The sequence below is a fragment of the Gemmobacter megaterium genome, assembly GCF_900156815.1.
In the GTDB taxonomy this organism is placed as follows: Bacteria; Pseudomonadota; Alphaproteobacteria; order Rhodobacterales; family Rhodobacteraceae; genus Wagnerdoeblera; species Wagnerdoeblera megaterium.
The window spans coordinates 635,875-660,058 of sequence record NZ_FTOT01000001.1 but is presented as its reverse complement, the minus strand read 5'-3'; the positions used below and the strand labels follow the sequence as shown (position 1 = coordinate 660,058).

At 61.9% G+C, this 24,184-nt stretch carries 21 protein-coding genes and 1 pseudogene; 20 read left to right on the top strand and 2 right to left on the bottom strand.

Features of this window, described 5'->3' with window-relative positions; all coding sequences use genetic code 11:
• Positions 1-317 precede the first annotated feature (317 nt).
• From BW970_RS03040 to BW970_RS02965, 15 genes are all read left to right on the top strand, one after another.
• A complete protein-coding gene (locus BW970_RS03040; protein WP_076528524.1) occupies positions 318-1,307 on the top strand; it encodes an ArdC family protein in 990 nt (329 codons plus the stop codon).
• A complete protein-coding gene (locus BW970_RS03035; protein ID WP_076528522.1) occupies positions 1,304-1,699 on the top strand; it encodes a DUF2958 domain-containing protein in 396 nt (131 codons plus the stop codon). Before BW970_RS03040 ends, BW970_RS03035 begins: the two co-directional genes overlap by 4 nt.
• A 124-nt stretch (positions 1,700-1,823) precedes the next feature.
• Positions 1,824-3,962 carry a ParB/RepB/Spo0J family partition protein gene (locus BW970_RS03030; protein ID WP_076528520.1) on the top strand — a complete coding sequence of 713 codons (2,139 nt, stop codon included), beginning with the start codon at positions 1,824-1,826 and terminating at the stop codon, positions 3,960-3,962.
• A 96-nt stretch (positions 3,963-4,058) separates the two neighbouring features.
• Complete coding sequence (locus BW970_RS03025) at positions 4,059-4,364, top strand: hypothetical protein (RefSeq protein WP_076528518.1); 306 nt, start codon at positions 4,059-4,061, stop codon at positions 4,362-4,364.
• Positions 4,365-4,786: 422 nt separating this feature from the next.
• The gene (locus BW970_RS20495) at positions 4,787-4,951 is read left to right on the top strand and encodes a hypothetical protein (protein WP_188475515.1); all 165 of its coding nucleotides are present in this window, start codon (positions 4,787-4,789) and stop codon (positions 4,949-4,951) included.
• A 198-nt stretch (positions 4,952-5,149) separates the two neighbouring features.
• Positions 5,150-5,698, top strand: a complete 549-nt coding sequence (locus tag BW970_RS03020) for a hypothetical protein (protein WP_076528516.1) — start codon at positions 5,150-5,152, stop codon at positions 5,696-5,698.
• Positions 5,699-5,763: 65 nt separating this feature from the next.
• The gene (locus tag BW970_RS03015; protein ID WP_066704139.1) at positions 5,764-6,180 is read left to right on the top strand and encodes a hypothetical protein; all 417 of its coding nucleotides are present in this window, start codon (positions 5,764-5,766) and stop codon (positions 6,178-6,180) included.
• The gene (locus BW970_RS03010) at positions 6,173-6,817 is read left to right on the top strand and encodes an antitoxin of toxin-antitoxin stability system (protein WP_076528514.1); all 645 of its coding nucleotides are present in this window, start codon (positions 6,173-6,175) and stop codon (positions 6,815-6,817) included. The genes BW970_RS03015 and BW970_RS03010 overlap by 8 nt, the downstream gene beginning before the upstream one ends.
• A gap of 159 nt (positions 6,818-6,976) precedes the next feature.
• Entirely contained in the window at positions 6,977-11,299 is a 4,323-nt protein-coding gene (locus BW970_RS03005) for a strawberry notch-like NTP hydrolase domain-containing protein (RefSeq protein WP_076528512.1), read from the top strand.
• Positions 11,299-12,336 carry a DUF7146 domain-containing protein gene (locus BW970_RS03000; RefSeq protein WP_076528509.1) on the top strand — a complete coding sequence of 346 codons (1,038 nt, stop codon included), beginning with the start codon at positions 11,299-11,301 and terminating at the stop codon, positions 12,334-12,336. Before BW970_RS03005 ends, BW970_RS03000 begins: the two co-directional genes overlap by 1 nt.
• Positions 12,337-12,644: 308 nt before the next feature.
• Positions 12,645-13,571: a DUF2493 domain-containing protein gene (locus BW970_RS02995; RefSeq protein WP_076528507.1), complete on the top strand. Its 927-nt coding sequence runs from the start codon at positions 12,645-12,647 to the stop codon at positions 13,569-13,571.
• 150 nt (positions 13,572-13,721) lie between these two features.
• Positions 13,722-14,162: a hypothetical protein gene (locus BW970_RS02990; protein WP_076528505.1), complete on the top strand. Its 441-nt coding sequence runs from the start codon at positions 13,722-13,724 to the stop codon at positions 14,160-14,162.
• A gap of 172 nt (positions 14,163-14,334) precedes the next feature.
• The gene (locus tag BW970_RS20885) at positions 14,335-16,605 is read left to right on the top strand and encodes an McrB family protein (RefSeq protein WP_200799266.1); all 2,271 of its coding nucleotides are present in this window, start codon (positions 14,335-14,337) and stop codon (positions 16,603-16,605) included.
• A gap of 8 nt (positions 16,606-16,613) precedes the next feature.
• On the top strand, positions 16,614-19,229 hold the full coding sequence (locus BW970_RS02970; RefSeq protein WP_076528497.1) for a hypothetical protein: 2,616 nt from the start codon (positions 16,614-16,616) through the stop codon (positions 19,227-19,229).
• Between the two features lie 658 nt (positions 19,230-19,887).
• Entirely contained in the window at positions 19,888-20,214 is a 327-nt protein-coding gene (locus BW970_RS02965) for a DUF736 domain-containing protein (RefSeq protein ID WP_010336143.1), read from the top strand.
• Positions 20,215-20,308: 94 nt separating this feature from the next.
• Here the strand turns inward: BW970_RS02965 and BW970_RS02960 are convergent, their stop codons facing one another.
• Together BW970_RS02960 and BW970_RS02955 are read right to left on the bottom strand one after the other, a co-directional pair.
• Positions 20,309-21,550: a type II toxin-antitoxin system HipA family toxin gene (locus BW970_RS02960; protein ID WP_076528494.1), complete on the bottom strand. Its 1,242-nt coding sequence runs from the start codon at positions 21,548-21,550 to the stop codon at positions 20,309-20,311.
• On the bottom strand, positions 21,528-21,848 hold the full coding sequence (locus BW970_RS02955; RefSeq protein WP_076528492.1) for a helix-turn-helix domain-containing protein: 321 nt from the start codon (positions 21,846-21,848) through the stop codon (positions 21,528-21,530). The genes BW970_RS02960 and BW970_RS02955 overlap by 23 nt, the downstream gene beginning before the upstream one ends.
• A gap of 318 nt (positions 21,849-22,166) precedes the next feature.
• Between BW970_RS02955 and BW970_RS02950 the strand changes: the two genes are divergently transcribed.
• The 5 genes and pseudogenes from BW970_RS02950 (at position 22,167) to BW970_RS02930 (ending at position 24,081) form a co-directional block, all read left to right on the top strand.
• Entirely contained in the window at positions 22,167-22,433 is a 267-nt protein-coding gene (locus BW970_RS02950) for a helix-turn-helix domain-containing protein (protein ID WP_035746341.1), read from the top strand.
• A gap of 60 nt (positions 22,434-22,493) precedes the next feature.
• Positions 22,494-22,769, top strand: coding sequence for a DNA -binding domain-containing protein (locus BW970_RS02945; protein ID WP_076529200.1), 276 nt, complete (start codon positions 22,494-22,496; stop codon positions 22,767-22,769).
• A gap of 128 nt (positions 22,770-22,897) precedes the next feature.
• Positions 22,898-23,035: pseudogene (locus tag BW970_RS21320) on the top strand (transcriptional regulator domain-containing protein); the annotation flags it as partial.
• A 25-nt stretch (positions 23,036-23,060) separates the two neighbouring features.
• Entirely contained in the window at positions 23,061-23,663 is a 603-nt protein-coding gene (locus tag BW970_RS02935) for a DUF2285 domain-containing protein (protein WP_229740429.1), read from the top strand.
• 136 nt (positions 23,664-23,799) lie between these two features.
• Entirely contained in the window at positions 23,800-24,081 is a 282-nt protein-coding gene (locus BW970_RS02930; RefSeq protein ID WP_035746363.1) for a helix-turn-helix transcriptional regulator, read from the top strand.
• The last annotated feature ends 103 nt before the right edge of the window (positions 24,082-24,184 follow it).

The following is a 24,184-nucleotide window of genomic DNA, read 5'->3' as shown; positions in this document are numbered from 1 at the left end:
TCGCTGGACCGCCGCTTTTCCTCACTGCGAGGTTTCGGTAAGCTTTCGCATTGTCTCCGACCAGATCGGGCGTGGTCGCCCGATGTTTCCCAAGCGGCGCAAAGGGTCGCTAGCGCTCACGCACACAGACATCCATTTCGAGAAGATGGGTAGGACGACCCGAGCGGTCAGCGACGACTCCAACACATCGTGTGATATTCGACTGAAAGCTGGAGGAAGACGTCAGCCATAGGCCGCCTTTGTGAGGCTCCGCGCTCGGACAGAGGCCAGATATGGGGAAAGCCCCTGGTCGGCACTGGCGTTGCTGACGCACACCCATCAGCGGGGAGACCCCGCAACTCCCCCTTCAGAGTGACGATCGCAGCCCCGCAGACGGTGGCACGCGCAGCAACCTTTACGACGACATCACCAACAAGATCATCGCCGAGCTGGAGCAAGGGCGGCTGCCCTGGGTCCAGCCCTGGGGTGCATCGCCCGATACCGCCCCGCTGGGCTTGCCGAGAAATGCTTCAACCGGCAGGACCTATTCCGGCATCAATATTCTCATCCTCTGGGGCGCTGTCATCCAGCACGGCTTCCCCGGTCAGGCGTGGCTGACTTTCCGCCAAGCCCTTTCGCTTGGCGGCAATGTCAGAAAGGGCGAGCGTGGCACCACCGTTGTCTATGCCGACCGTTTCACTCCCGAGGACGAGAAACGCCGTGCCCGCGAGACGGGTGAGGATGCGCATGCCATACCGTTCCTGAAGCGGTTCACGGTCTTCAATGCCGCACAATGCGATGGCCTGCCCGATGACATCACAGCAATCGCGCCGCCACCCCCACCGGGCCTGATCGAATCTCGGGTCGAGGCGCTGATCCATGCCACCGGCATCGACTTCCGTATTGGCGGCAATCGTGCCTTCTACATGCCCTCGCTCGACTATGTGCAGGTGCCGCCTCCGCAAGCCTATTTCGAGCCGATCAACTGGCACAGGACGGCCCTGCACGAGCTGGGTCACGCCAGTGGCCATCACAGCCGTCTCAACCGCGATCTGACCGGCTCGTATGGCTCGAAGAAATACGCCTTCGAGGAGATGATTGCCGAACAGACTGCGGCCTTCAGTTGCGCCGCGCTCGGGATCGTGCCGACCGTCCGCCATGCCGATTACATCGGGTCGTGGCTGGAGGTCATGCGCGAGGATTCCCGCGCCATTGTCCGCGCAGCCTCGCAGGCCAGCAAGGCGGCGGACTGGCTGCTGTCGCATCTGCCTGTCGAGGAGATCGAGGAGCCGGATGCGAGCGTAACCGACCGGAGGGCCGCGGCATGATCCTCCTCACCGGCACACAGCGAGACCGCCTGCTGGCGAATGGTCGCCAGCGCGATCAGGATCACATCCCGGTCGTGAAGTTCTTCAACCCCCTTGGCGAGGGCGTCTGGCTCGCCACCGAACTGGACGAGGACGGCGACATCATGTTCGGCCTGGCTGATCTCGGCTATCCCGAACTGGGGTCGTGGAGCCTTACCGAAATGCAGTCAGTCCGGCTGCCCTTCGGCATGGGCATCGAGCGCGATCTGCTGTTCACCGGAGATTTCCCGATCTCGGTCTGGGCTGAGGCCGCCCGTGAGACCGGCAGTATCCGCGCCGCTGAGCGCCTGCTCTACCGCGTCAGGGCGAGCTATTCCGGTACATCCGCCGATAAAGAAAACCGGAGTGCCTGATTTCCGGGTTCCAGGTTCTGCGGCTGGCGTCGCTCTCTTCAGAGGAAGAGGGCGGCGCTTCGCTTCGTGACGGGCTGATAGCCGGAGAGAGAGGCTCACCGGCGTCCGTCATGGAGTAACTGACATGGCCACTGCCGTTCAGAAGATCACCCTGTCGTCTTCGCGCGACATTCCCTTCAACAAGCTGGTGCTCAGCCAGTCCAACGTCCGGCGCGTCAAGGCCGGGATCTCGGTCGAGGAACTGGCCGAGTCCATCGCCCGTCGCGGCCTGATCCAGTCCCTGCATGTCCGCCCGGTCGTGGATGCCGCAGGCAAGGAAACCGACACGTTCGAGGTGCCCGCCGGCGGTCGCCGCTTCCGGGCGCTGGAACTGCTGGTCAAGCAGAAGCGCCTCGCCAAGATCGCACCGGTCCCGTGTGTCGTGTCGGAGGCCAGCGCCGATGTGCTGATCGACGAAGTGTCGCTCGCCGAGAACATCGAGCGTGCACCGCTGCATCCGCTCGACCAGTTCCGCGCCTTTCAAGCCATGCGCGAAAAGGGCATGTCCGAGGAAGCCATCGCCGCCGCCTTCTTCGTGGATGCCAAGGTAGTAAAGCAGCGCCTGCGGCTCGTTTCCGTTTCACCGGCCTTGCTCGATGTCTATGCCGAGGATGGCATGACGTTGGAACAGCTGATGGCCTTCAGCGTCAGTTCTGACCATGCTCGTCAGGAGCAGGTATGGGACGCGATCAAGGACGGCTGGCAGAAAGAGCCCTACCACATCCGCCGCCTGCTGACCGAAACCACGGTGCGCGCCGCCGATAAGCGGGTGCTCTTCGTCGGCATCGATGCCTATGAGGACGCTGGCGGCTGTGTGCTGCGCGATCTTTTCCAGCAGGACGATGGCGGTTGGCTCCAGGATCCGGTGCTGCTCGACCGGTTGGTCGGCGAAAAGCTCAAGGCAGAAGCGGAAACCATCGCCGCCGAGGGATGGAAATGGGTCGAGGTCGCCATGACCTTCCCCTACGGTCACGATCATGGACTGCGGCAACTTGTCGGCACTACCGTCGACCTGACCGAGGAAGAGCGCACAACCCGCGAGGCATTGCGCGACGAATATGAGCGGCTTGAAGCGGAATATGGCGAGGCCGACGAACTGCCGGACGAGATCGACGCCCGTCTCGGTGAGATCGAACAGGCGCTGGAAACCTTCGAGCGCCGTCCGATGACCTTCGAGCCGGACCAGATCAGCATGGCGGGTGTATTCATCAGCATCGACGTCGATGGCGCCCTACTGGTCGAACGTGGGTTTGTTCGCGTCGAGGATGAAACGCCTGCGGAACCGGAGACTGAGATCGTTGACCCGGAAACCGGCGAGGTGATCCAGCGGGCAGAACCGGCAGTCAACCATCAGCGCGCTGTCATTACGCTGGGCGGCCAGGCAGTCGAAACTGAGGAGGAAGACGATGCCGACACCATCAAGCCGCTGCCCGATCGTCTGATTAGCGAGCTGACCGCGCATCGGACCCTGGCGCTGCGGGATGCCGTGGCAGTGAACCCGCATGTCGCCGTGACGGCACTGCTCCACCGGCTGGTCATGGATTGCTTCATGCCGCATTCCAGTCGCGGTTGCCTGGAAGCACAGGTCCGGGAGGTCCATCTGCCCGCACAGGCCGAGGATCTGCGCGATAGCGCGTCGGCCAAGGCCATCGCTGACCGGCACGAACGCTGGGGCGATCATGTCCCGGCAGACGATGCTGCCCTCTGGGATTGGCTGACCGATCTGGACGATGGTTCGCGCATGGATCTGCTCGCCCATTGCGTCAGCTACGGTGTCAACGCGCTCTATGAAAAGCCGAGTCCTTACAGCGGCACGGGCGTCAGTCAGCACGGACTGGATATCCGCCTGTCGCAGGCTGACCGGCTCGCCCGTTCGACCGGCCTTGACATGGTAGCCGTGGGCTGGCGGCCGACGGTTGGCAATTATCTCGGCCGCGTGACCAAGCCGCGTATCCTTGAAGCCGTGCGCGAAGGAGCCGGAGACCGCGCCGCTGAACTGATCGGACACCTCAAGAAGGGCGACATGGCCAAGGAGGCCGAACGCCTGCTGGCGGAGGCCGGCTGGCTGCCCGAGCCGCTGCGCATGGTGGATGACGGAATCGGGACCGATCCGGCATCGAGTGCTACGGCGGAAGCCGACGATCTGCCCGATTTCCTCTCCGGCGATGGCGAGGACGACCCGGCTGACGACGAGGAAGAACAGCATATGGTCGCTGCTGAATAGCACTCATGCGGGGCGGCTTCGGCTGCCCCGTTTGCACCCTCCGTTTCCGCAACGCGCCCGGTCCTTGTGATCGGGCTTTTTCATTGGAGCGCTTCCATGCCCGCCATCATCGACGTCGATCAAATCTTTCTTGAGGATCGCGAACATTCCCCATCGGAGCGCAGCTTGCCGTGGGAGGAAACCCGCGACGGCATCACCGTGGTCGTGGAGCCAAAGCCCCATTGGGCCGAAGACATGCGGGTTTTTCGGCTTAGTGCGCGTGAATATTGCCGCTACGCCGACTGGACGGCTCATGGCGCTCGTGCCCGTTTCTTCGGTCATGTCGACACATCAGGCGACGATCTGATGATGAAGGCCCGCGTTATGATCGCGCGTGAGATCGCCGATGGACTTTGGACCTGAAGACCCGATCGCGGGGTGTTGGGCCGTGAGGATGATAGCTGTTCACCCCACAGATCCACCTCCAGCTTCACCACAAAACCCGGCCATCCCTGCACATGGGCAAGCGACGGCCATTTCCAGCCTGATGGGAACACGATCCTGATGCCCGCATGGCGGCAAGGCTGGCGCGGCAGAGCATCTGCGGGCGGGTATCCGGCATCCTGTCAGATGCAAAGCACCACCCCCGCTTCCATTCGCAAACCTTGGTCCGATCCGTCTCTTTGACAATCAACCCGTAAAGGGTCGGCTTACGCGAGCGTGCCGCCCTCGGGGATTCGGAAAAAGTCCGAACGCCCGAGGGTGATTGCAGATCCGGTCAGACACTTCGGGCGCCTGTCGCGCGGGGGATGGTCCCCCGCCTCCAAAGACAGGAGCCGGAACCCATGTCCTATGCAGATGCCACCGCCTTCGCCGCCAGCCTCGCCGCCACGCTGATGGTCGAGATCGTCGTGTTCCAGGCCGGGGACGGCACCCACGCCGCTTGTCCCGCCGCCGAGTTCGACGGCGACGACGACATGGTGAAGCTGGAGCTGGATCCTTGGTGGTAAGGCGCGACCGCGCCTCATCCCCGACGGCCTGGCCGCGGCAAGCCCGCGACCGGGCCTTCAGCGCGTCGCGATGGTTGCCCATCGCCGACGGCGGAACCGGGCTGCCCCGGTCAGAGAGGAAGAGTGCGGGCCGTTCGGCCGTGACGGGTTGAGGGTCGGAGAGAGAGGCTCACCGGCGCCCGTCATGGAGTGACCCCGATGACCTTTGTCCGTTCCGAAACCTTCCGTTCCATCGGTCAGATTCTGGCTGTCGATGTTCTGCCCGCGCTTTATCGAGCGCAAAAGCTGCCGCTGCGCATCTCTTGTCTGGGCGTCGCCAACTATGCCGCCAGTGACGCGGCGAACAGCTTCGACCGCATGATCCCGCTTGGGGAATGCCCGTCACCGGAAGAGGCCATCCAGGCCGCCGCCTTGCGCGTGGCGCGCGGTGATATTTGCACGGGGCCGGACAGCTTCCCATATTTTCAGCCGCGCATCATGCTCATTCAGGACCGAGATCAGCGCCTGGTCCTCGCCGGTGAAATCCACGCCGGCATTATCCTCTGGCAACAGCCAGTCGCATCCGATGCCGAGGCACGCAGGATCGTGACCGAGGCCAGCCGCCTGCGCAGTATGGCATTCCGGGCCTCGGACCCCGGTGATGCGAGACGGCTGCGTTACCGCGCCGCTGCGCTGGAGGCCCGATTGGTCGATCCCTTCTGGCGCGAAACCTCGGCCGATCTACTCCGCCTGCCACAGGCCGCCTGAGCTTCACCCATTTCATCCCATTCGGCTCGGCCATACGCCGAGCCATGTCATGTCCGGAGACCGTCATGGCCGACTATTACATGCACTTTTCCTGCCTGCTCGACGTAGGCACCCCCGCAAACGCCGCCCGCGCGCTCGATCTCTACAACGCTCTGGCAGATGACAATGCCGCTGAGGATCCGCCCTCGGATGGCTTCCTGCTCTCCATCCAGCCAGAGCATGGCGGTACGCAACTCTGGATGCGCGATGATGTCACGGGTGACCCTGAGCATGTCATCCAATTCGTCAAACGCTGCGCTGCCGAATTTGGCCTGAGCGGATTGTGGGGTTTCCAGTACGCAAATAGCTGCTCGAAACCGCGCATCGACGGATTTGGTGGTGGGGCGCATGTCCTTGATCTCGCCACCGGCGAGACAGTGGACTGGATCTATACCGATGGCTGGCTTTCCTCGGTTCTGGAAGGGAGAGCCCCCTATGCCTGAGGTCATCGAAACCACCGTCTATCGCCTCAACGAATTGTCTGATGCGGCAAAGGACAAGGCCCGTGCTTGGTATCGTGAGGGCGGCTTCGACTATGACTGGTACGATACCGTCTATGAGGATTTCCAGCGCATCGCGGAAATCCTCGGGTTGAACCTCAAGACCCGCACCGTCCGATTGATGGGCGGCGGCACCCGGCAGGAACCCTGCATCTGGTTCCGCGGCTTCTGTTCACAAGGTGACGGTGCGTGCTTTGAATCGTGGTATTCCTACCGGAAACATGCTCCGCGCCTTATCCGGGAGCACGCACCGCAGGACACCGAATTGCATCGTATCGCCGATGCCCTTCAGGCGGTCCAGCGCCGCAACTTCTATCAGCTTCGCGCCGATGCCAGCCATCGCGGCCATTATTATCACGAATACTGCATGTCGATCACGGTCGAGCGCGACAGCCCGACCTGGCAGGACATGACCGCTGATGCCGAGGAGGCGGTCATCGAGGCGCTGCGCGATCTGGCCCGCTGGCTCTACCGCCAGCTTGAGCGCGAGTATGATTATCTGTCCTCGGACGAGGCTGTCGATGAAACCATTGCCGCCAATGAATACACCTTCACCACAGCTGGTCGCCGCTTCGGATGATCCCGAGAAGACACTGACAAGCGCCCCACCGTCCGGTCGGGGCGCTTTTTTTATGCTGCGCTTTGAGAGTCAGAGGCGGGCCGGAAGGGGTTAAGTCCGGGCGGTCGAGAGAGAGCGCTGTTCGGACTCTTCCATTTCTGCTCTCCTGAGGTTTCCGACATGAACATGGTGTTTCCCGTGGCCGATCCGGTCACGCCACTGGCGGCTGCGCCCGCGATTCTGGCTGCGGCTAATCTTTTGCTTCCGTCTCTCGAACGCGGTGAACGCATCGATGCCGCCACCTTGCGCCGTGCTATGGAAACGGCCTTCGGCGCGTCCGACGCTACTGGCGTCTGGGACTGGAAGCTGGCCTATGAGGCGTGCGAAGTCGCTACCGTCCTTTTCTTACGCAAATACGGAAAGGCGCTTTTCCGTAAAGCCGCGTCTCCGGCGGCACGCATTTCCGTGCTGGCAAAGATCGCGGCGCTGCTGCCCACGCAGACCCGGCGTTCCGAGGAAAGCCAAAACCTCCAGCAATTTTCGACGCCGATCCCGCTCGGCCTTACCGCTCTGACGGCTGCCGCGATTACGCCCGATGACAGGGTGCTGGAACCATCGGCGGGCACCGGCCTTCTGGCGATCCTGGCGCAGACCATCGGTGGCTCGCTGATCCTCAACGAACTGGCCGAGACCCGCGCCGATCTGCTTGCCCAGATCTTTCCGGCTTTTGCCGTCACCCGCTTCGACGCCGCCCAGATCGATGATCATCTGGCTCCGGATGCTGTCCCGTCCGTGGTGCTGATGAACCCGCCATTCTCGGTCATGGCCAATGTCAGCGGGCGTGTCGCGGATGCGGCCTATCGCCATGTTGCCGCGGCACTGGCCCGTCTTGCTCCCGGCGGGCGGTTGGTGACGATCACCGGCGCTGGCTTTGGCCCCGAAGCTCCGGCATGGCGGGACGCCTTCATCCGCTTGCAGGCCCGTGGCCGCGTGGTGTTCAGCGCTGCCGTCGATGGCGCGGTCTATGCAAAGCACGGCACCACGATCGACACGCGGCTGACCGTGATCGACAAACTGCCCGCCGACGATCCCGCCAGTTTGCCGGCTTCGCCGGGGATCGCGCCTGATGTTGCCACGCTGATCAGATGGATCGAGGAACAGGTTCCGCCGCGCCTGCCAGTGTCATTGCCGAAGATCGTGGTTTCCGCTTCGGCCACCGCGCCGAAGACCGTGCGGGGCTATCTCGCACGCTCGGCGGTTACGCGATCTGTCGCTGCTTCGGCCAATGATCCTGATGGCGTCGAACTCGCCTATGAGACCGTGGACTGGACGCCACCGGAAGGCGCTCGCCTGTCCGACGCGATCTATGAGGAATATGCGCTGCAATCGCTGCGTATCGCTGGTGCACAGCCGCATCCGACCAAGCTGGTGCAATCCGCCGCCATGGCCTCGGTCGCACCGCCCAAGCCGTCCTACCGGCCCATGCTGCCGCCCGACATCTGCGCGCGTCTGTCGGACGCCCAGCTTGAAACGGTGATCTATGCAGGTGAAGCCCACGCCGATCATCTCGCCGGCGCCTGGACCGTGGACGAGCATTTCGACAATGTGAGTGCCGCGCCCGAGGATGCTGCCGGATCGATCCGCTTTCGCCGGGGCTTCATGCTCGGTGATGGAACCGGCGCTGGCAAGGGTCGCCAGTCCGCCGCCATCATTCTCGACAACTGGCTTCGCGGTCGGCGCAAGGCGATCTGGATCTCCAAATCCGACAAGCTGATCGAGGACGCGCAACGCGACTGGTCGGCGCTCGGCATGGAACGGCTGCTGGTCACGCCTCTGTCACGCTTCCCGCAGGGCAAGCCGATCACGCTGTCGGAAGGCATCCTTTTTACCACCTATGCCACGCTACGCTCCGACGACCGGGGCGAGAAGGTTTCCCGCGTCAAGCAGATCGTCGAATGGTTGGGGTCCGATTTCGATGGAGCCATTATCTTCGACGAGAGCCATTCCATGCAGAATGCCGGTGGCGGAAAAGGTGAACGCGGTGATGTCGCCGCCTCGCAGCAGGGACGTGCGGGCCTGCGGCTTCAGCACGCGCTGCCCGACGCCCGCGTCGTCTATGTCTCGGCGACTGGCGCCACCACCGTCCATAATCTCGCCTATGCTCAGCGCCTCGGCCTCTGGGGCGGTGAGGACTTTCCGTTCCAGACCCGCGCCGAGTTCGTCGAGGCGATCGAATCCGGTGGCGTTGCGGCCATGGAGGTCCTGGCCCGCGACCTGCGATCTCTCGGCCTCTATACCGCCCGCTCACTCTCCTATGATGGCGTCGAATATGAACTGATCGAGCATCAGCTCACGGACGAACAGCGGCACATTTACGACTCATATGCTGCCGCCTTCGCTGTCATTCATGGAAACCTGGACGCGGCGATGGAAGCCGCCAACATCACCGGCAGCGATGGGACGCTGAACCGGCAGGCCAAATCCGCCGCCCGTTCGGCCTTTGAAAGCACCAAGCAGCGCTTCTTTGGCCATCTGCTGACCTCCATGAAAACCCCGACCCTGATCCGGTCCATTGATGCCGATCTTGAAGCGGGCCATGCGGCCGTCATCCAGATCGTCTCGACCGGCGAAGCGCTGATGGAACGCCGGCTATCCGAGATCCCCACCGAGGAATGGAACGATATTTCCGTCGATGTCACGCCGAGGGAATATGTAGGCTCGTATTTGCAGCATTCCTTCCCGGTGCAGCTCTATGAGCCGTTTACCGATGGCGAGGGCAACCTGTCGTCACGCCCCGTCTTCCGCGATGGTCAGCCGGTGGAATGCCGCGAAGCGGTGGCGCGGCGCGACGAGATGCTGGAGCAGCTGGGTTCGCTTCCGCCTGTCCCCGGTGCGCTCGACCAGATCGTCCAGCGTTTCGGCACGGATATGGTGGCAGAGGTCACAGGGCGTTCACGCCGGATCGTGCGCAAGGGCGACGGGGCATCGGCCCGCCTTGCGGTCGAGAACCGTGCGCCTTCCGCCAACCTTGCAGAGACCTCGGCCTTCATGGATGACCAGAAGCGCGTCCTGATCTTCTCGGATGCGGGTGGCACGGGGCGCAGCTATCACGCCGAACTCTCGGCGCGAAACCAGCGGCTGCGCGTGCATTACCTCCTGGAGCCGGGCTGGAAAGCCGATGCCGCCATTCAGGGGCTGGGCCGCACCAACCGGACCAATCAGGCGCAGCCGCCGCTGTTTCGGCCGATTGCCACGGATGTCAAAGCCGAGAAGCGCTTCCTCTCCACCATCGCCCGCCGCCTCGACACTCTGGGCGCGATCACGCGCGGCCAGCGCCAGACCGGCGGTCAGGGACTGTTCCGTCCCGAGGATAATCTGGAATCCGCCTATGCCCGCGATGCGTTGCGCCAGCTCTATCTGCTGATCGTGCGCGGCAAGGTCGAGGGATGCTCGCTCGAACGGTTTGAATCCGCCACCGGCCTGAAGCTGATGGACAGCACCGGTGTGAAGGACGAACTGCCGCCGATCACCACCTTCCTCAACCGCCTGCTGGCGCTGACCATCGAATTGCAGGGCATCCTGTTCTCGGCCTTCGAGCAGCTTCTGCAGGCACGGATCGACGGAGCAATCGCATCTGGCACCTATGACATGGGGCTGGAGACGCTGAAGGCCGAAAGCTTCATCGTCACAGACCGGCAGGTCATCCACACCCATCCCGGCACCGGGGCGGAAACCCGGCTCCTGACGCTCACCGAGCGCAAACGCAATCAGCCGGTTACGCTCGATGCCGCCCTGGCGGAACTGGATGATCCCCGCGCAAGATTGCTCATCAACGAGCGATCCGGTCGCGCTGCCGTTCAGGTCCCGACCACCAGCGTCATGCTGGATGATGGTGAGATCGAAAGGCGCGTGCGGCTGATCCGGCCGATGGAAGCGATGAACATTCCGGTGCGGGCGATGGGCGAGACCCATTGGATCGAGGCTGACCGTGCCGCCTTCACCACAGCCTGGAAGGCGGAACTGGCCCAGGTGCCGGAGTTCACCGACAGCATCCTGCATATGGTGACAGGGCTGCTTCTGCCGATCTGGAAACGCCTGCCGCAGGACTCCGCCCGCGTCTATCGGCTCCAGACCGACGAGGGCGAACGCATCATCGGTCGCCGGGTATCGCCGGCCTGGGCCGCCAATGCTTCGACCAGTGGCGTCACCAACAGCCTGACACCGGATGCCGCCTATGCCGCGCTGATCGAAGGTCGCACGATCCTTGATCTCGCCGAAGGGCTGCAACTGCGCCGCGTCCGCGTCATGGGCGCCAACCGGATCGAACTGACCGGCTTTACCGATGCGATGCGTGACCGGCTGCGAGCCTATGGCCTCTTCAGTGAGATCATCTCGTGGAAACTGCGCTTCTTCGTGCCCGTCGATGCAACGGGGCCGGAGATCATCGGCAAACTGCTTGACCGCTTCCCGGCCTTGCGCATCGGTGAGCGGGAGGCCGCATAATGGCGCGTCTCAACGCTTCCGAACTGGCGCAGCGTCTCGGCCGACAGGCCGAGGCGGTGTGCCGCCACTATCTCTCCAATGGCCGCAAACAGGGCAATTACTGGCAGGTTGGCGATGTCCGAAACACGGCTGGCCGCTCGATGTTCGTCCGGTTGCACGACAGCGTGAAGGGCATTGCCGGGAAATGGCAGGACTCGGCCACGGGTGAATATGGCGATCTGCTCGACGTGATCCGGGACTCGCTCGGTTTGATCGACTTCGCAGATGTTGCCGAAGAAGCCCGGCACTTCCTCAGCCTGCCGCATCCTGAACCGCAGCCACCATCCCGTCCGTCCCGAACGCCTGCACCATCGGGATCATCCGAGGCGGCACGTCGTCTCTGGTGCATGACACAGCCGCTAATCGGCAATACCGCAGAAGCGTATTTACGCGGACGCGGCATTACGGATTTACGCCAAACCGCAAATCTGCGCTTCCACCCCAGCTGCTACTGGCGGCCCGAGGACGATGGCCCGACCGAAACATGGCCCGCCATGATCGCCGCCGTCACCGACTTCGGTGGCAGGATTACCGGGGCACACCGCACATGGCTGGCCCCGGACGGTTCCGGCAAGGCACCTGTCGATCCGCCGAGGAAGGCGATGGGCGACCTGCTCGGACATGCAGTGCGTTTCGGTGATGCGCGGGATGTCATGGCAGCAGGGGAAGGTATCGAAACCATCCTGTCGTTGCGTCAGGCTCTGCCCACCATGCCGATGGTTTCCGCACTCTCGGCCGGACATCTCGCCGCTATTCTGTTCCCGCCGCAACTGCGCAGGCTCTATATTGTCCGTGATAACGATCCGGCAGGGAACAGCGCCCGCGATAGCCTGGTGGACCGGGCGCACGAGGTCGGAATCGAGACCATCACGCTCTCGCCCATGATGGGGGACTTCAACGAAGATCTCGTAACTCATGGGCTGGATGCCGTTCTAGCAGATATCCGGGTGCAAATCGCCCCCGAGGACGTCAGCCGCTTCATGGCTTCAATAGCATAGCCGGTATGGGGCCGTGATCGGGGGCGTTCCGATCCGGTCATGCGCGCAGGCTGCATCCTGTCATCAGCAGAGGACCGCGCCTTGGCCTTCCGAGAGGGCGATCGGCCCACAAACGTCCCGGTCAGGCAATGGCGGCGCCCGACTGATTTCCGTCGGCGGGCAAGCCCGCCTTTACAGCGCGAAACAAATCAGCCGGACTTTGCCATCAGGGCCCTCGCCAGTGGCTCGCGCTGCCAGACCGGAGCGCCGGTGGGCTTTCGTCGCCATGAAGGCCGCGACGGTCGCGGTCCAACTGACGGAAGCATCCCATGTATGCGCACGACGATTTCGAACCCGATCACAGCACGTCCCCGACCGGCCATGCCATCGAAGAACTCGAACTTTACGGCTACCGCCCCTCCGAAGACGAGGCCGATCCCCGGATCACACCCGAAGATCACGTCATCCAGGGCGCGGTCTCCGACATCTTCGACGCCCTGATTTCCACTATGGCCGACACCAGCCTCGATTTCGACCTCGACGAAATCTTATGGTCCACCGTCAACACCTTCCACCGTGCCGTTGAGCGGAACGAACGCAAACTCGACGACAACGAGCAAGCCCAGAAGCGCCTTCAGCGCGAACAGGACGGCAGCGAGGTCAAATCCGTCCAGCTCGAAACCCTGATCGGCGCGGGACAAAGCCTGATCGAGCGCCGCGACAGCATGGAAATCTTCCGCGAAACCGCCGCCGACATCTATCTGCGCACCACCGGAACGCCCTGGTCGCAACGCTCCGGCTCAAGGGTCAACCATCGCCAGATGACCTCGGCCATGATCGACAGCCGCGACTTCATCGCCGCCAAACGCCGGGCCGACAACGAGGTGCTGCTGCCCGCCGGACCGAAGATCGCTTTTTCGGGCGGCGACACCACCGATCATCGGACGATCTGGGCCAAGCTCGATCAGGTCCACGCCAAGCACCCGGACATGGTGCTCATGCACGGCGGATCGCCCAAAGGCGCGGAACGCATCGCGGCCACCTGGGCCAATAACCGCAAGGTCGCACAGGTCGCTTTCAAACCCGACTGGGCAAAACACGCCAAGGCAGCACCGTTCAAGCGCAACGACCAGATGCTCGCCACGATGCCGATCGGGGTCATCATCTTCCCCGGCACGGGTATTCAGGACAACCTGGCTGATAAAGCCCGCAAGATGGGCATCCCGGTCTATCGCTTCGGAACCAGCAGCGCGTGAGCGCTGCCTTTCCTACCATAACGAGCCGGAGAATCGAAATCATCGATCATTCCGGCTCGCACAGGCGTGCATGTTCATGCTATATTCCGTCTTGCGCCATGGTGGTGGTGGAAGGCGCGACCGTTCGATCCCTTGCACGGAGACACCACCATGTTCGTTCTCGGAATCCTTGTGTCCATTGCAGCCATCGGCACTATGTGCTGGTTGCTGTTCAATCTCGCAGTATACGTCCTGCCATTTCTTATCGGCCTGAATGCTGGCATCTGGGCCTATGGCACGGGCGCTGGCTGGCTCGGCAGCGTCCTCATCGGTCTTATCGCCGCGGGCCTGACACTGGCAGTCGGTCAGGGTTTGCTTATGCTGGTCCGCCCGATCTGGGCACGGCTGCTGATCGCACTGGCGTTTGTGGCACCGGCAGGCATTGCCGGGTTCTATGCCACCTTTGGCATCGTGAAACATATGATGCCGTCCGAGACCTGGCAGCTCATCTTCTCGGTCATCGGTGCGGTCGCGGTCGGCGTAACGGCTTTCCTGCGCGTCGCGAGCATGGCGGCAAACAGCCCTGCGGGCTCCAGCCTTGCTCACGCTTGAAATGCTGGGCGTAGTCGTGAAGAGTGACGTCACGAGACGTGGTGTAGCTGGGTAGCGCGGTGGTCAAACAGACAAATGAAATCGATCCTCAAAATATCATGCTGCAAAAGTGTGCCACATGTCCCGGCGGCGGATGCATCAAGACCGCAACGCTGGTGAATCCTCTAGTAGCATGAGAAAGCATCAGAATGGAAAACCACATCCAGAAAGTTTAGCAGCCGGAGGAAATCATGCGCTCAAGGAAGCAATTGAGCGTAGCCCTTCTGACCTTCTCAAGGAATTGCGTTTTGTATGGGACTTGCCTGAAGACAAGCCCATCCGTGTCATAGGCCGCGTATGGCTCAAGGCGCTGGCAGACGGGCGGGAGCTTTGGTTCCTCGACGACATAGAGCATCCTGAGAAGGGCGTTGGGTTGCACTATCCTACGCTCTCAATGGACAACAAGGACGCCGTCGTAGCATCGGCATTTGTGCCTCCAGGCCCCTCGCGCAGGGTCATTGACCCTCAGGTTGCTGCATCCGGTGGACAGTGGGCGGTGGCAGAGCTTGAACTCTCGCCGGTCGCGGAACGTCAGAAACAGCGGAATCCGTGGCTTATGAATGTTCGCTCAGCGACGCTGCGACCGCTGAGCGAAATCCCGGTGGATTGGCACGTGGCGGTGACCGGTCCCGAGTCAGCACGCCGCATTTCGACGTTGGCACGCGGTGAAATCGAAAACTACCTGCGTAAGCTGGTCCTTGACGAGGACGAGGAACTGGCACGCCGTCTTGTAGAAAATGACAGGGCGCTCGACAATCTGGTAGCCGCACGTCGGCAGGCAGAAGTAGAAGCCGCAGCGGTCCAAGCCCAAGTCGATGCCGAGCTTTCCTTGCACCACCAGCGCCGCGATGAGGCCGAGCGCAGTGTGATCGAGGTACAATCCCAGCTTCGTGTCGAACAAGAACGCCTCGCTGCCTACCAACGAACCGTGGAACAAGAGAAGCAGACTATGGAAATCGCTTATCGCCGCCTAGAAGAGCTGCTCTCCGAGAAAGGCGACCGGCTTGTGGCACTTGGTCTGGCCGATGCCGAGGACGTGGCAGTGCTGTTGCCTCATCTGGGCGCCATGGAAGACGCACGCGAAGGGATTAGCTTCGACGACGCGCTCCCCGGCGGCTTCGCCCAGCTCGCCCCGCTGCTGCAGTGTCGGATGGCCCAACAAGGCCTGCTCTACTCGCAGCCCCAGCTTCGTGACTTCCTCGCGCTGTTGCGCACCCGTGACCTGGTGGTGTTGGCCGGTGATTCCGGATCTGGTAAGACAAGCCTCGTGCGGGCGACGGCTAAGGTGATCGGTGGTGCCTGTACGATTATCCCTGTGAAGCCAAACTGGACTGGCCCGGAGGATCTTCTCGGATATTTCAACCCCATCCAGCGGAGCTATCAGGCGACGCCTTTCCTACTCGCACTGCAGGCTGCCGCGCGCAATCCGCTGGTGCCGCACTTCATCTGCCTTGATGAAATGAACCTGGCACGCGTGGAGCACTACTTCTCCGATTTTCTCAGTCTGCTCGAGAATCGCTCCAAAGCTCCCCAGATCCCGTTGTACACCGCCGACGAGGAGCGCCACGTGGTCGTCGAACAAGGCATCTTCCTCGAAGTCGAGGCGGAGGCGCGCCGTCGCTCAGGGCTTGGCGATGGTGCCACGCTCGAAGAGGTGCTGCGCGACGATCGCGCCAATGCCGAATTGCACCGTCTTGGTGGCTTCGCGGACAATGAATCCGTGCTGCTGCATCATGGACGCCTTCGTCGTTCGCTCGCGGCCCAGATGCGCATGCCGACCTCGATCATCCTGCCTGAGAACGTCTGGATATTCGGCGCCGTGAATATGGACGATACCACGCACCAGCTTTCGCCCAAGGTGCTCGATCGCGTGCAGGTGGTGCGGTTCCGCAATCCGATGCTGGCAGACTGGGACGCGATCGAAGCCGAGGTTCAGGCAGCTCATCAAAGCCTGCCTTCGGATCTGGCAGAGTTGCGGATGACTCCAGAGGATTTTGGCGTCCGCAGCGACTATCCGGCCTTCGACCGTCATGATGAGAAAGTGGCATTCCTCTCACATCTATCGCGTGAGTATCTCGACCCTCTCGGTGTGGAATTTGGACTGCGCGCCATTCGCCAATCGCAAGGTTACATGATTGCGGCCGAGGCTGCCGGGATCGACCCTGACGAGGCGCTGGACAATGTTATCAAGCACAAGATCCTCCCCAAGATCGCCTTCGACACAGCACGTCCCGCCGGCAGCGGCCGTCCTCGCCGCGAACTCATCGATGAGTTGCGAACCGAGCTGACGAGGCGCTTCGAAGGCACAAGCCTTGATCTCGAAGCAAGCTGCGTCGGCGACCTTGGACGAATGATCCGCTTAGCGGATGGGAACAACGGTATCCTCAACTACTGGCTGCGCTGACCCGTCCGATGGGGGTGTCCGCGCACTATCTTGATATCGATTGGGACTCGCCCGGAATTGCCCGGCGGATCGAGGTGTCGACTTATCCAATCGAGATCGATACCGCGAATGATGGCACGATGCATGCCGAGGTTTCGATCTTCCGAAATTTCGCACCATGGGTCGGTCTTCAACTCTCCGGTCAACTTGCGAACGTCGAACCCGCGACGGTCGATGCCGATGGCGAACGCCATCCATGGCTTCCGGTGCTCGATGAGCACGGTGCTGTCTGGTGGATTCCCGCTACCGGCTGGAGCAAGCCCAGCAGCCGACATCTCTCTGAAATGCACCGCTCCTTCGGGACTTTCTCGGTGGAGCTTGGACCATCCCGGAACCTGGTCATCGACGCCGTCGCGAACGAGCTCGATCGCGCCCATGCGCAGGAGTATCTCGACGACTTTCAGGACGAGCTGGTCTGGCTCGCGATTGGGAAGCCGACCGGGGCTCTAGGTGAGGCGGGGTCCGACTACAGCCGTGATCTTGTCGATGCACTCAGAGAGTTTGCCTACGCTGCGGGCCGCATACTCGAGCATCCTGCTCTGGAAATCCGGGAAGTCACGGCGCTGGTTCATCAATCGCGCCTACGTCCGAATGCCGAGACGTTTCGTGCCGTCCTGCGCCGTCCTGGCGCACATCTCTACCCCGGGCGCTCGGCACAGGAGAGCGCTGACGTTCCTGAGAATCGATACCTGCGCGGACTGGTTCAGCATTGTCGACGCGTGGCGCAATCCATTGCACGCTCGTCGTCGCGTCACCATGGGCATCTTGCCGCCCGTTCTGCAAGAGAGAAGGCACGGGCGGCAGATCTACTCGCCACCGCGCGGATCGAGGTGGATCAGGAGATATTCGACAACCAGCTTGCCGATATCCGGCGACACATGGACGCGATCGCCAACTGGGCAGACGGCTCGGTCTTATCTCGATCAACGGAACGCGAGTATCGCTTCTCGGTAGGCAAGAAGTATGAGGGGAAAGGTGGAGGCCTTTTCTATCGAAATCTGGATGGCGACAGCCCGAATGGCGCAGGCGAGCACTTCCAGGTCAGTGTGGTCCAGTTTCCCGAAGGTCTTCATGAGCTCGTAAGGGAGGCTCAGGGGATCGACAAAGACCTCACCTTGGCATTGGTGGGCAAGGCGAGTGTCAGGCCCTTTACCACGGCGAACGGCAAGGCGGGACGCAGAGCGACTTTTACTAATGTCTCGGCTGTCCAACCTCGATCGCCGGTCCTTGAACGACGCGTAGCCACCCGCTTGCGATACGAACGAGAAGGTTGGCACAGGGCCATCAGCAGCAAGGAGCGCCAGGAATATAGCTCGGAGGCAAACACCGCGCTTATCCGGGCAAGCCAGTTTGATGTTCGCGCTCAGGAGGGCGCAATCGCATCTGCCGCACTCGATGCCATAGAGAGCGCCCTAGGTCACCAGGATGCTTCATGGGACCGTCTCGGAGTTTCGGTTAGTTCATCGTTTCCGATGGGCATGCGTTTTGTCCAGAATCCGATCTATGCGGGCGCTCTGGCGGCCTTCCATAAAGTCATGGTCCTGGAGCAGAGCACCGGCATTGGCGAAGATACGCTCGAAAAGCTCGGACGCATCAACGTCCTGCATGCCAGCGCGCTCTACGAACGCTGGTGCCTGATCAAAATCGCCGCGGTTCTGATGCAGGACTTCAGCTTTGTCCCGCAGCCAGATTGGGTTGAACATGTCGTGACGTTCTCAACTCAAGCGTGTCAGCCAAGAGCCACAGGTTTCACGATTGAATTTACACGTCAGCATCCCAGTATGGCGGCGCAACTGGATGTTGAGCCCGTGTTGGCGAACGGACGGCGTCCGGATTTTCGGCTGCGCTTCAAGGTCTCCACCTCTGCAGGAAACCTTAAAGCCAAGGATGATTTGGCATGGGACTATCGCCCATCAATCTTCGGGAATTTTGTCGGGCAGCACTCCGGCCTCGTAATGGATGCGAAGTTCCGCACGCGTTGGAAGCATGGGGAACTTGCCGACATGCTGACGCTTCTAGTCGACGCCAAGGACTATGGTCAGGATGGCGACCGCGTCTTCATCCTCCATCCCGTAAAGGGAGCGGTTGACCATAGGACTTCGCCGTTGGTCTGGAGCCGAGACTGTGACTACGGACAGGACCACCCGACGGGTCACGCTCACGGCAGCATCCAACTTGGTGCGGATCCCGTTTCCGCCGGCGCATCGACTATTAACTTGCGCCGTCTTATTGCACTCGAGCTTCAGGGGGTGTTTCCCGAGCCTGAATTCGTGCGGATCAATGCGGAGGGAGCCGGGCAAGGAAATCAGTGGGGCGAAAAACCCGACGTCTGCCGGTACAATGCAAGCTTATGCATCGCCTGCGGCAAGGCTCACGACATTACTGATGTCACGCAAGGAAGGACCGAACGAGGCAATGCCAAATGGTTCTACCGATGTTCGGACTGCGGAACCACGTCAATGCGGACACCCTGCTTTGGATGTGGCACTGAATTACATAAGAACGGATTGCAATTGACGTACCACCTCACAATTGCCGACCATGTGGCTAATGTTGTCTGTCCGGACTGTGGCGCGAACTTCTGATCATTCATTGGAGGAGACGGCTACTCTGCGTGTTGCATATTCGGGAGGCGATCGGCCTGCGGACTGGCCCTTTTTGGGCGGTCGAGCGACAGTCGTCTGTTGATGATGGACCAATGTGCATGCGGGTCATCTGCCGGCTTCATCAGGAGGCCGACAGGCTTGCGGTGTACACATTCGGATCGGCGGTGCAGCCCGAGCGTGGCCCGAAGGAGCGTATGACGGTCAGCGCACCAGCGTTTACGGACTGAACCGGGAATTTGGTTGGGGCGATGTCGGTGGGACAGGCAGGGAGGAAGGATGCGCACGGTCTGTAACGCAGAGTGACAGATAGGCCGGGTGGGGTCCGGTCTGGTCATCCGGATGGAGCCTCAAGGTTGTCACATCTCCGTGCAGATCCCGTGTCTCGACCACTCCAAACGGCCTCTTCAATGGCCTGATCTGGCCGAAGACCAGCGCGTTGCGCTTCGACCGCTTTAGCGCAACAGCGTCGTCACAACTTTCTTCCCCTGACGGCAGAGCCGCCATTCCGCGCGGAACAAGAAAGTTTCTCCTGTGCTGTCCAGCCCCGCTCGGGGTGCGCCAGCGTTCGTCTCCAGCCGGTCGATCGCCATAGAGGCCGCAATGGTGCGGGCTCGGAAACGGAAAACGGAGACTTAAAATGGCAACCATCGGCACCTTCAAGAAGACCGGCTCGAACGAATTCACCGGCGACATCGTCACCCTCAGCGTCCAGGCCAAGGGCGTGCGCATCATCCCCGACCTGCGCGCCACCGGCGAGAACGCCCCCAGCCACCGCGTTCTGGTCGGCCGCGCTGAAATCGGCGCCGCCTGGTCCAAGCGCTCCAACGAGGGCCGCGACTATCTGGGCCTCAAGCTGGACGATCCGAGCTTCAACGCTCCGATCTACGCCAACCTCTTCGACGAAGAAGACGGCGAAACCTTCTCGCTCATCTGGTCCCGCCCCAACGGTCGCCGCGGCGACTGAGGCGCGGAACAAAGGCTCCGACCGCAAGGTCGGGGCCTTTCCCGTGCCCGCGGGAAAGCCGCCAGGCCCGGTGACCTGTCCGGGCTGGAACTGCTCAGCCGGTCAGGATCGGGATCATGGTTTTCACATGGGCGTCGATCCGTTCCAGCACGGGCGGGGGGACCACCTCGCGTTCCGGTAGTGTCCACCATTTCGCATCGATGCGTTTCACCGTCTCGACAACGGCCTTGAGCACGGCTGGCTCGGGAAGCCTTGCCCGATTGGCAAACGTCTTCCAGCGGGCCGGGGCCAGGCCCTTGAAGGCCCGCTCGCCACCCAGTGACAACGCCAGCCCATCTGCCGGAATGTAGGGAACGGTCGAAAGCATGTCGTAGATCGGTGCAAGAGTGGGCGTGTCGCCGTCGCCCGGATAGATCAGCGACCAGTTCTTGAGATGCATGTCGCCATTGCCCATGACCACCGAGTAGGTCAGCCGCCGGACAAACTCCAGCGCGGCGAACGGCGAGATTGCCACATTCAGCACAGAGGCGATGTCGTGGGAGGCGGCGCCATCATATTTGCGCGCCGGGTACAGGCCGAAAACCTGCGCAAAATCCTCGATATGGATGCGCTGCCCGTCTGTCCCGCGATCAAAACGCCGCACGAGCAGGATCAGCCCCTCGGCAAGTGTTTCGAACTCTTCGGGTATCCCCTCGAACTGGTCTCGGCTGACCAGTTCCCGCTCGGGCACGTCCATGCCGATTGCTTCGGCAAGCGCGAGGTTCGCAAACTCGTTTTCCGACACGCCCGGAAAGGCGGTCGAGGGGAATTTTGCAATATACTGGCCCTCGTCATCCCCGAGCGGCAAGGTCAGCCCCCCGCCCTTGCCGGTGTTCTTCATCACTGAGAGCTTCATCTGCACACCCGCCAGCGAGAAGCGGGCTTTTGGCCGCCCTTGGGCGGGCGCTGTTGCGATGCCCGGTTGACCGTCACTGGGCAGCACCCGAACGGCACCCGGCAGATCCGCGCCCAGAGCTGTCAGGAGATCGAAATCATTCCCCGGTCGTACATTGCCCGCATGGTGCTTTTCCATCGCCTCGCGCAGCCGGTCTTCGGGCAGCAGGTTGGCAAAGAAGGGCGGCAGGCTGCCTGCGACAGGTCGCGGATCCTTGCGTAGGCCCCCTGATGCCGCGCGCAGCGACAGGCTCAGAACCGGAATGCCGCCGGTCGCGCGATAGGCCGGATCAAGGCTAAAGGCGTTGAAATCACCCGGCGTCCTGACGATCGTGCCAACCTTCGCACTGTTCAGGAACACGTCCAGCGCGGTGATGGTCTCAGCGGTACGGACGGCTGTCATCGTCGCTCTCCGGTTGCGGGCTGAAGGCCGGACGATCGTCCTCGGCCTCAGGGCGCAAAAGCGCCTCGATGGCGGGCACCATTGCCTGCGGGACCAGCATCATTTCCAGCCCAAGCGCCCTGGCAATGTTGATCAATGTCGTGGTGCGCGCAGCCGCCGCCCCCGTCTCGATGTCGCGGTAGCGCGGGCGCGAAATCCCGGCGAGATCGGCCACCTGCTCCTGGGTCAACCCCGCTGTAAGACGCGCGCGGCGAAAATGGTCGCCGATCAGCCCCAGTGTTTCTTCTTCCGCCTTCATGTGATGCCTTTACGGATCATTTTTGCTGCATTGATCTGGATGGGTATCATACCCGGTGTAGAATGCAACAAAAATGATCTCCAAACATATCACTACCATTTCCCATGGAGCGTTTGGGGATCATCTTGCGCTGGTCGACGCTACGGCCAGCACAAGCGCTGCAATTGTGACATACAGGCGAATCAGTCGGCTGCATGCTCAGCCGTGCAGATAACGCCCTGGCCAGATTCGACGATTTCGTATGGCGTATCAGGCGAAGGCGACTAAAATAGCCGTAGTTCTGGAATGCGCGCCGGTCGCGATGGGAGGTGATCATGCATGATCACCGCTCGACAGTCGCGGGCCGCACGCGCGTTGCTGGGTTGGACGCAGGAGACGCTCGCTGACAAGGCCCGAATATCGCTGACTGCCCTGAAACGCCTTGAGTCCGAGAACCGGCTCGAGGTGTATGAGACAACGCGGGATCAGGTGCGCCGGGCGCTTGAAGCAGCAGGGATTGTTCTCCTGTCCACGGATCGCGGGCAAGGAGTATTGCTGGTTCATGACCAAGACGAGAAGAGATACCGACAGATCCGTGACGCCTGACCGGCGCCGGCGACATCATCAATCCGCTGCGGCGGCCTATGCTCTGTGGCGACCCGCGACATGACATCTCCGGTTCCTCCCTTCGACGATATTGCACCTGTTAGCGACGAGCTGACCAAATATGATCGCGCGCATATCAAGCTCTATATGCGGCTGCTCGATGCCGCCGGTGATGGGGCGGAATGGACCGAAGCCGTCAATGTGCTGTTCGGAATTGACCCTGTTCGGGAACCTGAACGCGCCCGGCAGGTCCATGACAGCCATCTGGCACGGGCGCGCTGGATGACACAGAGCGGCTATCGTCAGCTGCTGCGTAATCCGACAGATCGGACCTGACCTCGCCGCCGTCGCACCAGTGATGCCTTCAGAGCATCACCCCATGTCTTTGTCCCGGCTTCCATCTCGGTAGAGGCGCCGCAATTCTTTCACGCTCCACCTGTGCAGTTTCAACCAGGAGCGGAGCAATGAAGCCGGATACATCCCGCTGGCGAGACCAGAACCAGTATGAATTCTACGATGCGCTGCCCGTTGAGGGTGTCGCCTGGGAATGCCTGCGGCGTAACGCCTCCTACCAGGCCAGTTTCGATGATCTTGTAGCGCAAGGCGCCGGGCATCTTCCCTTTGCGGATGATGTCCAACATCGCTGGGGGTTGCGATTTCCCGGCAGACCCCGGCTTTTCCGCGCTCGACCAACCGGTCATCTGGTCGCCTGTTGCCAATCCGGACATGCTGATGCTCGGGGCAGCGCCCGATTTTCTTCCGCCTTCTCCGTCCGCCTTATCGGTAGATCTTGCTGATGCCATCTGCGGACCAGAGGGGACATATGGTGTCTGCGACGCCAGAGACGGCGTTCAATATCTGATCCTCGCCGACACCGATGCCAATTCGCAGCCGGCGATCATTCTGCCACTTGACGAAAATCTGCCGGATCGGCTCGAAGCCATTCTCAGGCTCTGGCACATGCTGGCCGGGAAACCCGCGCGCCGCGACCCCAGGATGACGCCGTATCAGCGCCGGCGGTTTCGCCTGATGATGCAAGCTGCCGACGGAAACGCCAACCACGTGACCTATCGTGAGATTGCCATCGCCATCTACGGAGAGGCGCGCGTTCGCGCTGAGCCGTGGAAGACATCGGCTTTGCGCGCCTCTGTCATCGCCCTTGTCCGATCTGCCGCCGCGCTGATCGACGGCGGTTATCAGGACCTTTTGCGCCATCGTCGCAAACCCTGACACTGACGTCTGATCGAGGGTGAGGATTCTACCCCTTCGATCTTCCTCATCCCCCATGCCGCCGCGCCTTCGCCACCGTGCGCATGTCATGCCGTTGATCGTCAGCGGCATCCTGCACAACCACGGAGGCCACCCCATGCGACCTGATCTCGCCGCCTTGCCGCCACGCTATCTGCGCACCAAGGAAGCCGCCGATTTCCTCAGTCTGTCCGCGCGCACGCTGGAAAAGCACAGAACCTACGGAACGGGACCTGCCTATCACAAGCTCGGCGGCCGCGTTGTCTATTCGGTCGAGGATCTCGCAGCCTGGGTTGCGCGCGGATCGGTTACCTCCACGTCAGACCCACGCGGACAAGTTCTCCCGGCGAAACCTATGCCGCCGACCGCATTCACCTCGCCCAAGCGCATCACGCGCTGAACACGGCGGTCAGCCCCTGATGGCAGCGCAGCACCCATCCGCCTCGGAACGCGGGCAACTCGATCTGTTTCGGGCGCTTCCCGGGGAATTCGCACCACGAGAC

Bases quoted from the DNA above. Each gene is read 5' to 3' on its own strand.
- BW970_RS03035 (WP_076528522.1), top strand. From the start codon at position 1,304: ATGATCCTCCTCACCGGCACACAGCGAGACCGCCTGCTGGCGAATGGT.
- BW970_RS03010 (WP_076528514.1), top strand. From the start codon at position 6,173: ATGCCTGAGGTCATCGAAACCACCGTCTATCGCCTCAACGAATTGTCT.
- BW970_RS03020 (WP_076528516.1), top strand. From the start codon at position 5,150: ATGACCTTTGTCCGTTCCGAAACCTTCCGTTCCATCGGTCAGATTCTG.
- BW970_RS20495 (WP_188475515.1), top strand. From the start codon at position 4,787: ATGTCCTATGCAGATGCCACCGCCTTCGCCGCCAGCCTCGCCGCCACG.
- BW970_RS02990 (WP_076528505.1), top strand. From the start codon at position 13,722: ATGTTCGTTCTCGGAATCCTTGTGTCCATTGCAGCCATCGGCACTATG.
- BW970_RS02935 (WP_229740429.1), top strand. From the start codon at position 23,061: ATGATGTCCAACATCGCTGGGGGTTGCGATTTCCCGGCAGACCCCGGC.
- BW970_RS02995 (WP_076528507.1), top strand. From the start codon at position 12,645: ATGTATGCGCACGACGATTTCGAACCCGATCACAGCACGTCCCCGACC.
- BW970_RS03030 (WP_076528520.1), top strand. From the start codon at position 1,824: ATGGCCACTGCCGTTCAGAAGATCACCCTGTCGTCTTCGCGCGACATT.
- BW970_RS02950 (WP_035746341.1), top strand. From the start codon at position 22,167: ATGATCACCGCTCGACAGTCGCGGGCCGCACGCGCGTTGCTGGGTTGG.
- BW970_RS03025 (WP_076528518.1), top strand. From the start codon at position 4,059: ATGCCCGCCATCATCGACGTCGATCAAATCTTTCTTGAGGATCGCGAA.
- BW970_RS02955 (WP_076528492.1), bottom strand. From the start codon at position 21,848: ATGAAGGCGGAAGAAGAAACACTGGGGCTGATCGGCGACCATTTTCGC.
- BW970_RS02965 (WP_010336143.1), top strand. From the start codon at position 19,888: ATGGCAACCATCGGCACCTTCAAGAAGACCGGCTCGAACGAATTCACC.
- BW970_RS03005 (WP_076528512.1), top strand. From the start codon at position 6,977: ATGAACATGGTGTTTCCCGTGGCCGATCCGGTCACGCCACTGGCGGCT.
- BW970_RS02960 (WP_076528494.1), bottom strand. From the start codon at position 21,550: ATGACAGCCGTCCGTACCGCTGAGACCATCACCGCGCTGGACGTGTTC.
- BW970_RS03015 (WP_066704139.1), top strand. From the start codon at position 5,764: ATGGCCGACTATTACATGCACTTTTCCTGCCTGCTCGACGTAGGCACC.
- BW970_RS20885 (WP_200799266.1), top strand. From the start codon at position 14,335: ATGAGAAAGCATCAGAATGGAAAACCACATCCAGAAAGTTTAGCAGCC.
- BW970_RS02930 (WP_035746363.1), top strand. From the start codon at position 23,800: ATGCGACCTGATCTCGCCGCCTTGCCGCCACGCTATCTGCGCACCAAG.
- BW970_RS03000 (WP_076528509.1), top strand. From the start codon at position 11,299: ATGGCGCGTCTCAACGCTTCCGAACTGGCGCAGCGTCTCGGCCGACAG.
- BW970_RS02945 (WP_076529200.1), top strand. From the start codon at position 22,494: ATGACATCTCCGGTTCCTCCCTTCGACGATATTGCACCTGTTAGCGAC.
- BW970_RS02970 (WP_076528497.1), top strand. From the start codon at position 16,614: ATGGGGGTGTCCGCGCACTATCTTGATATCGATTGGGACTCGCCCGGA.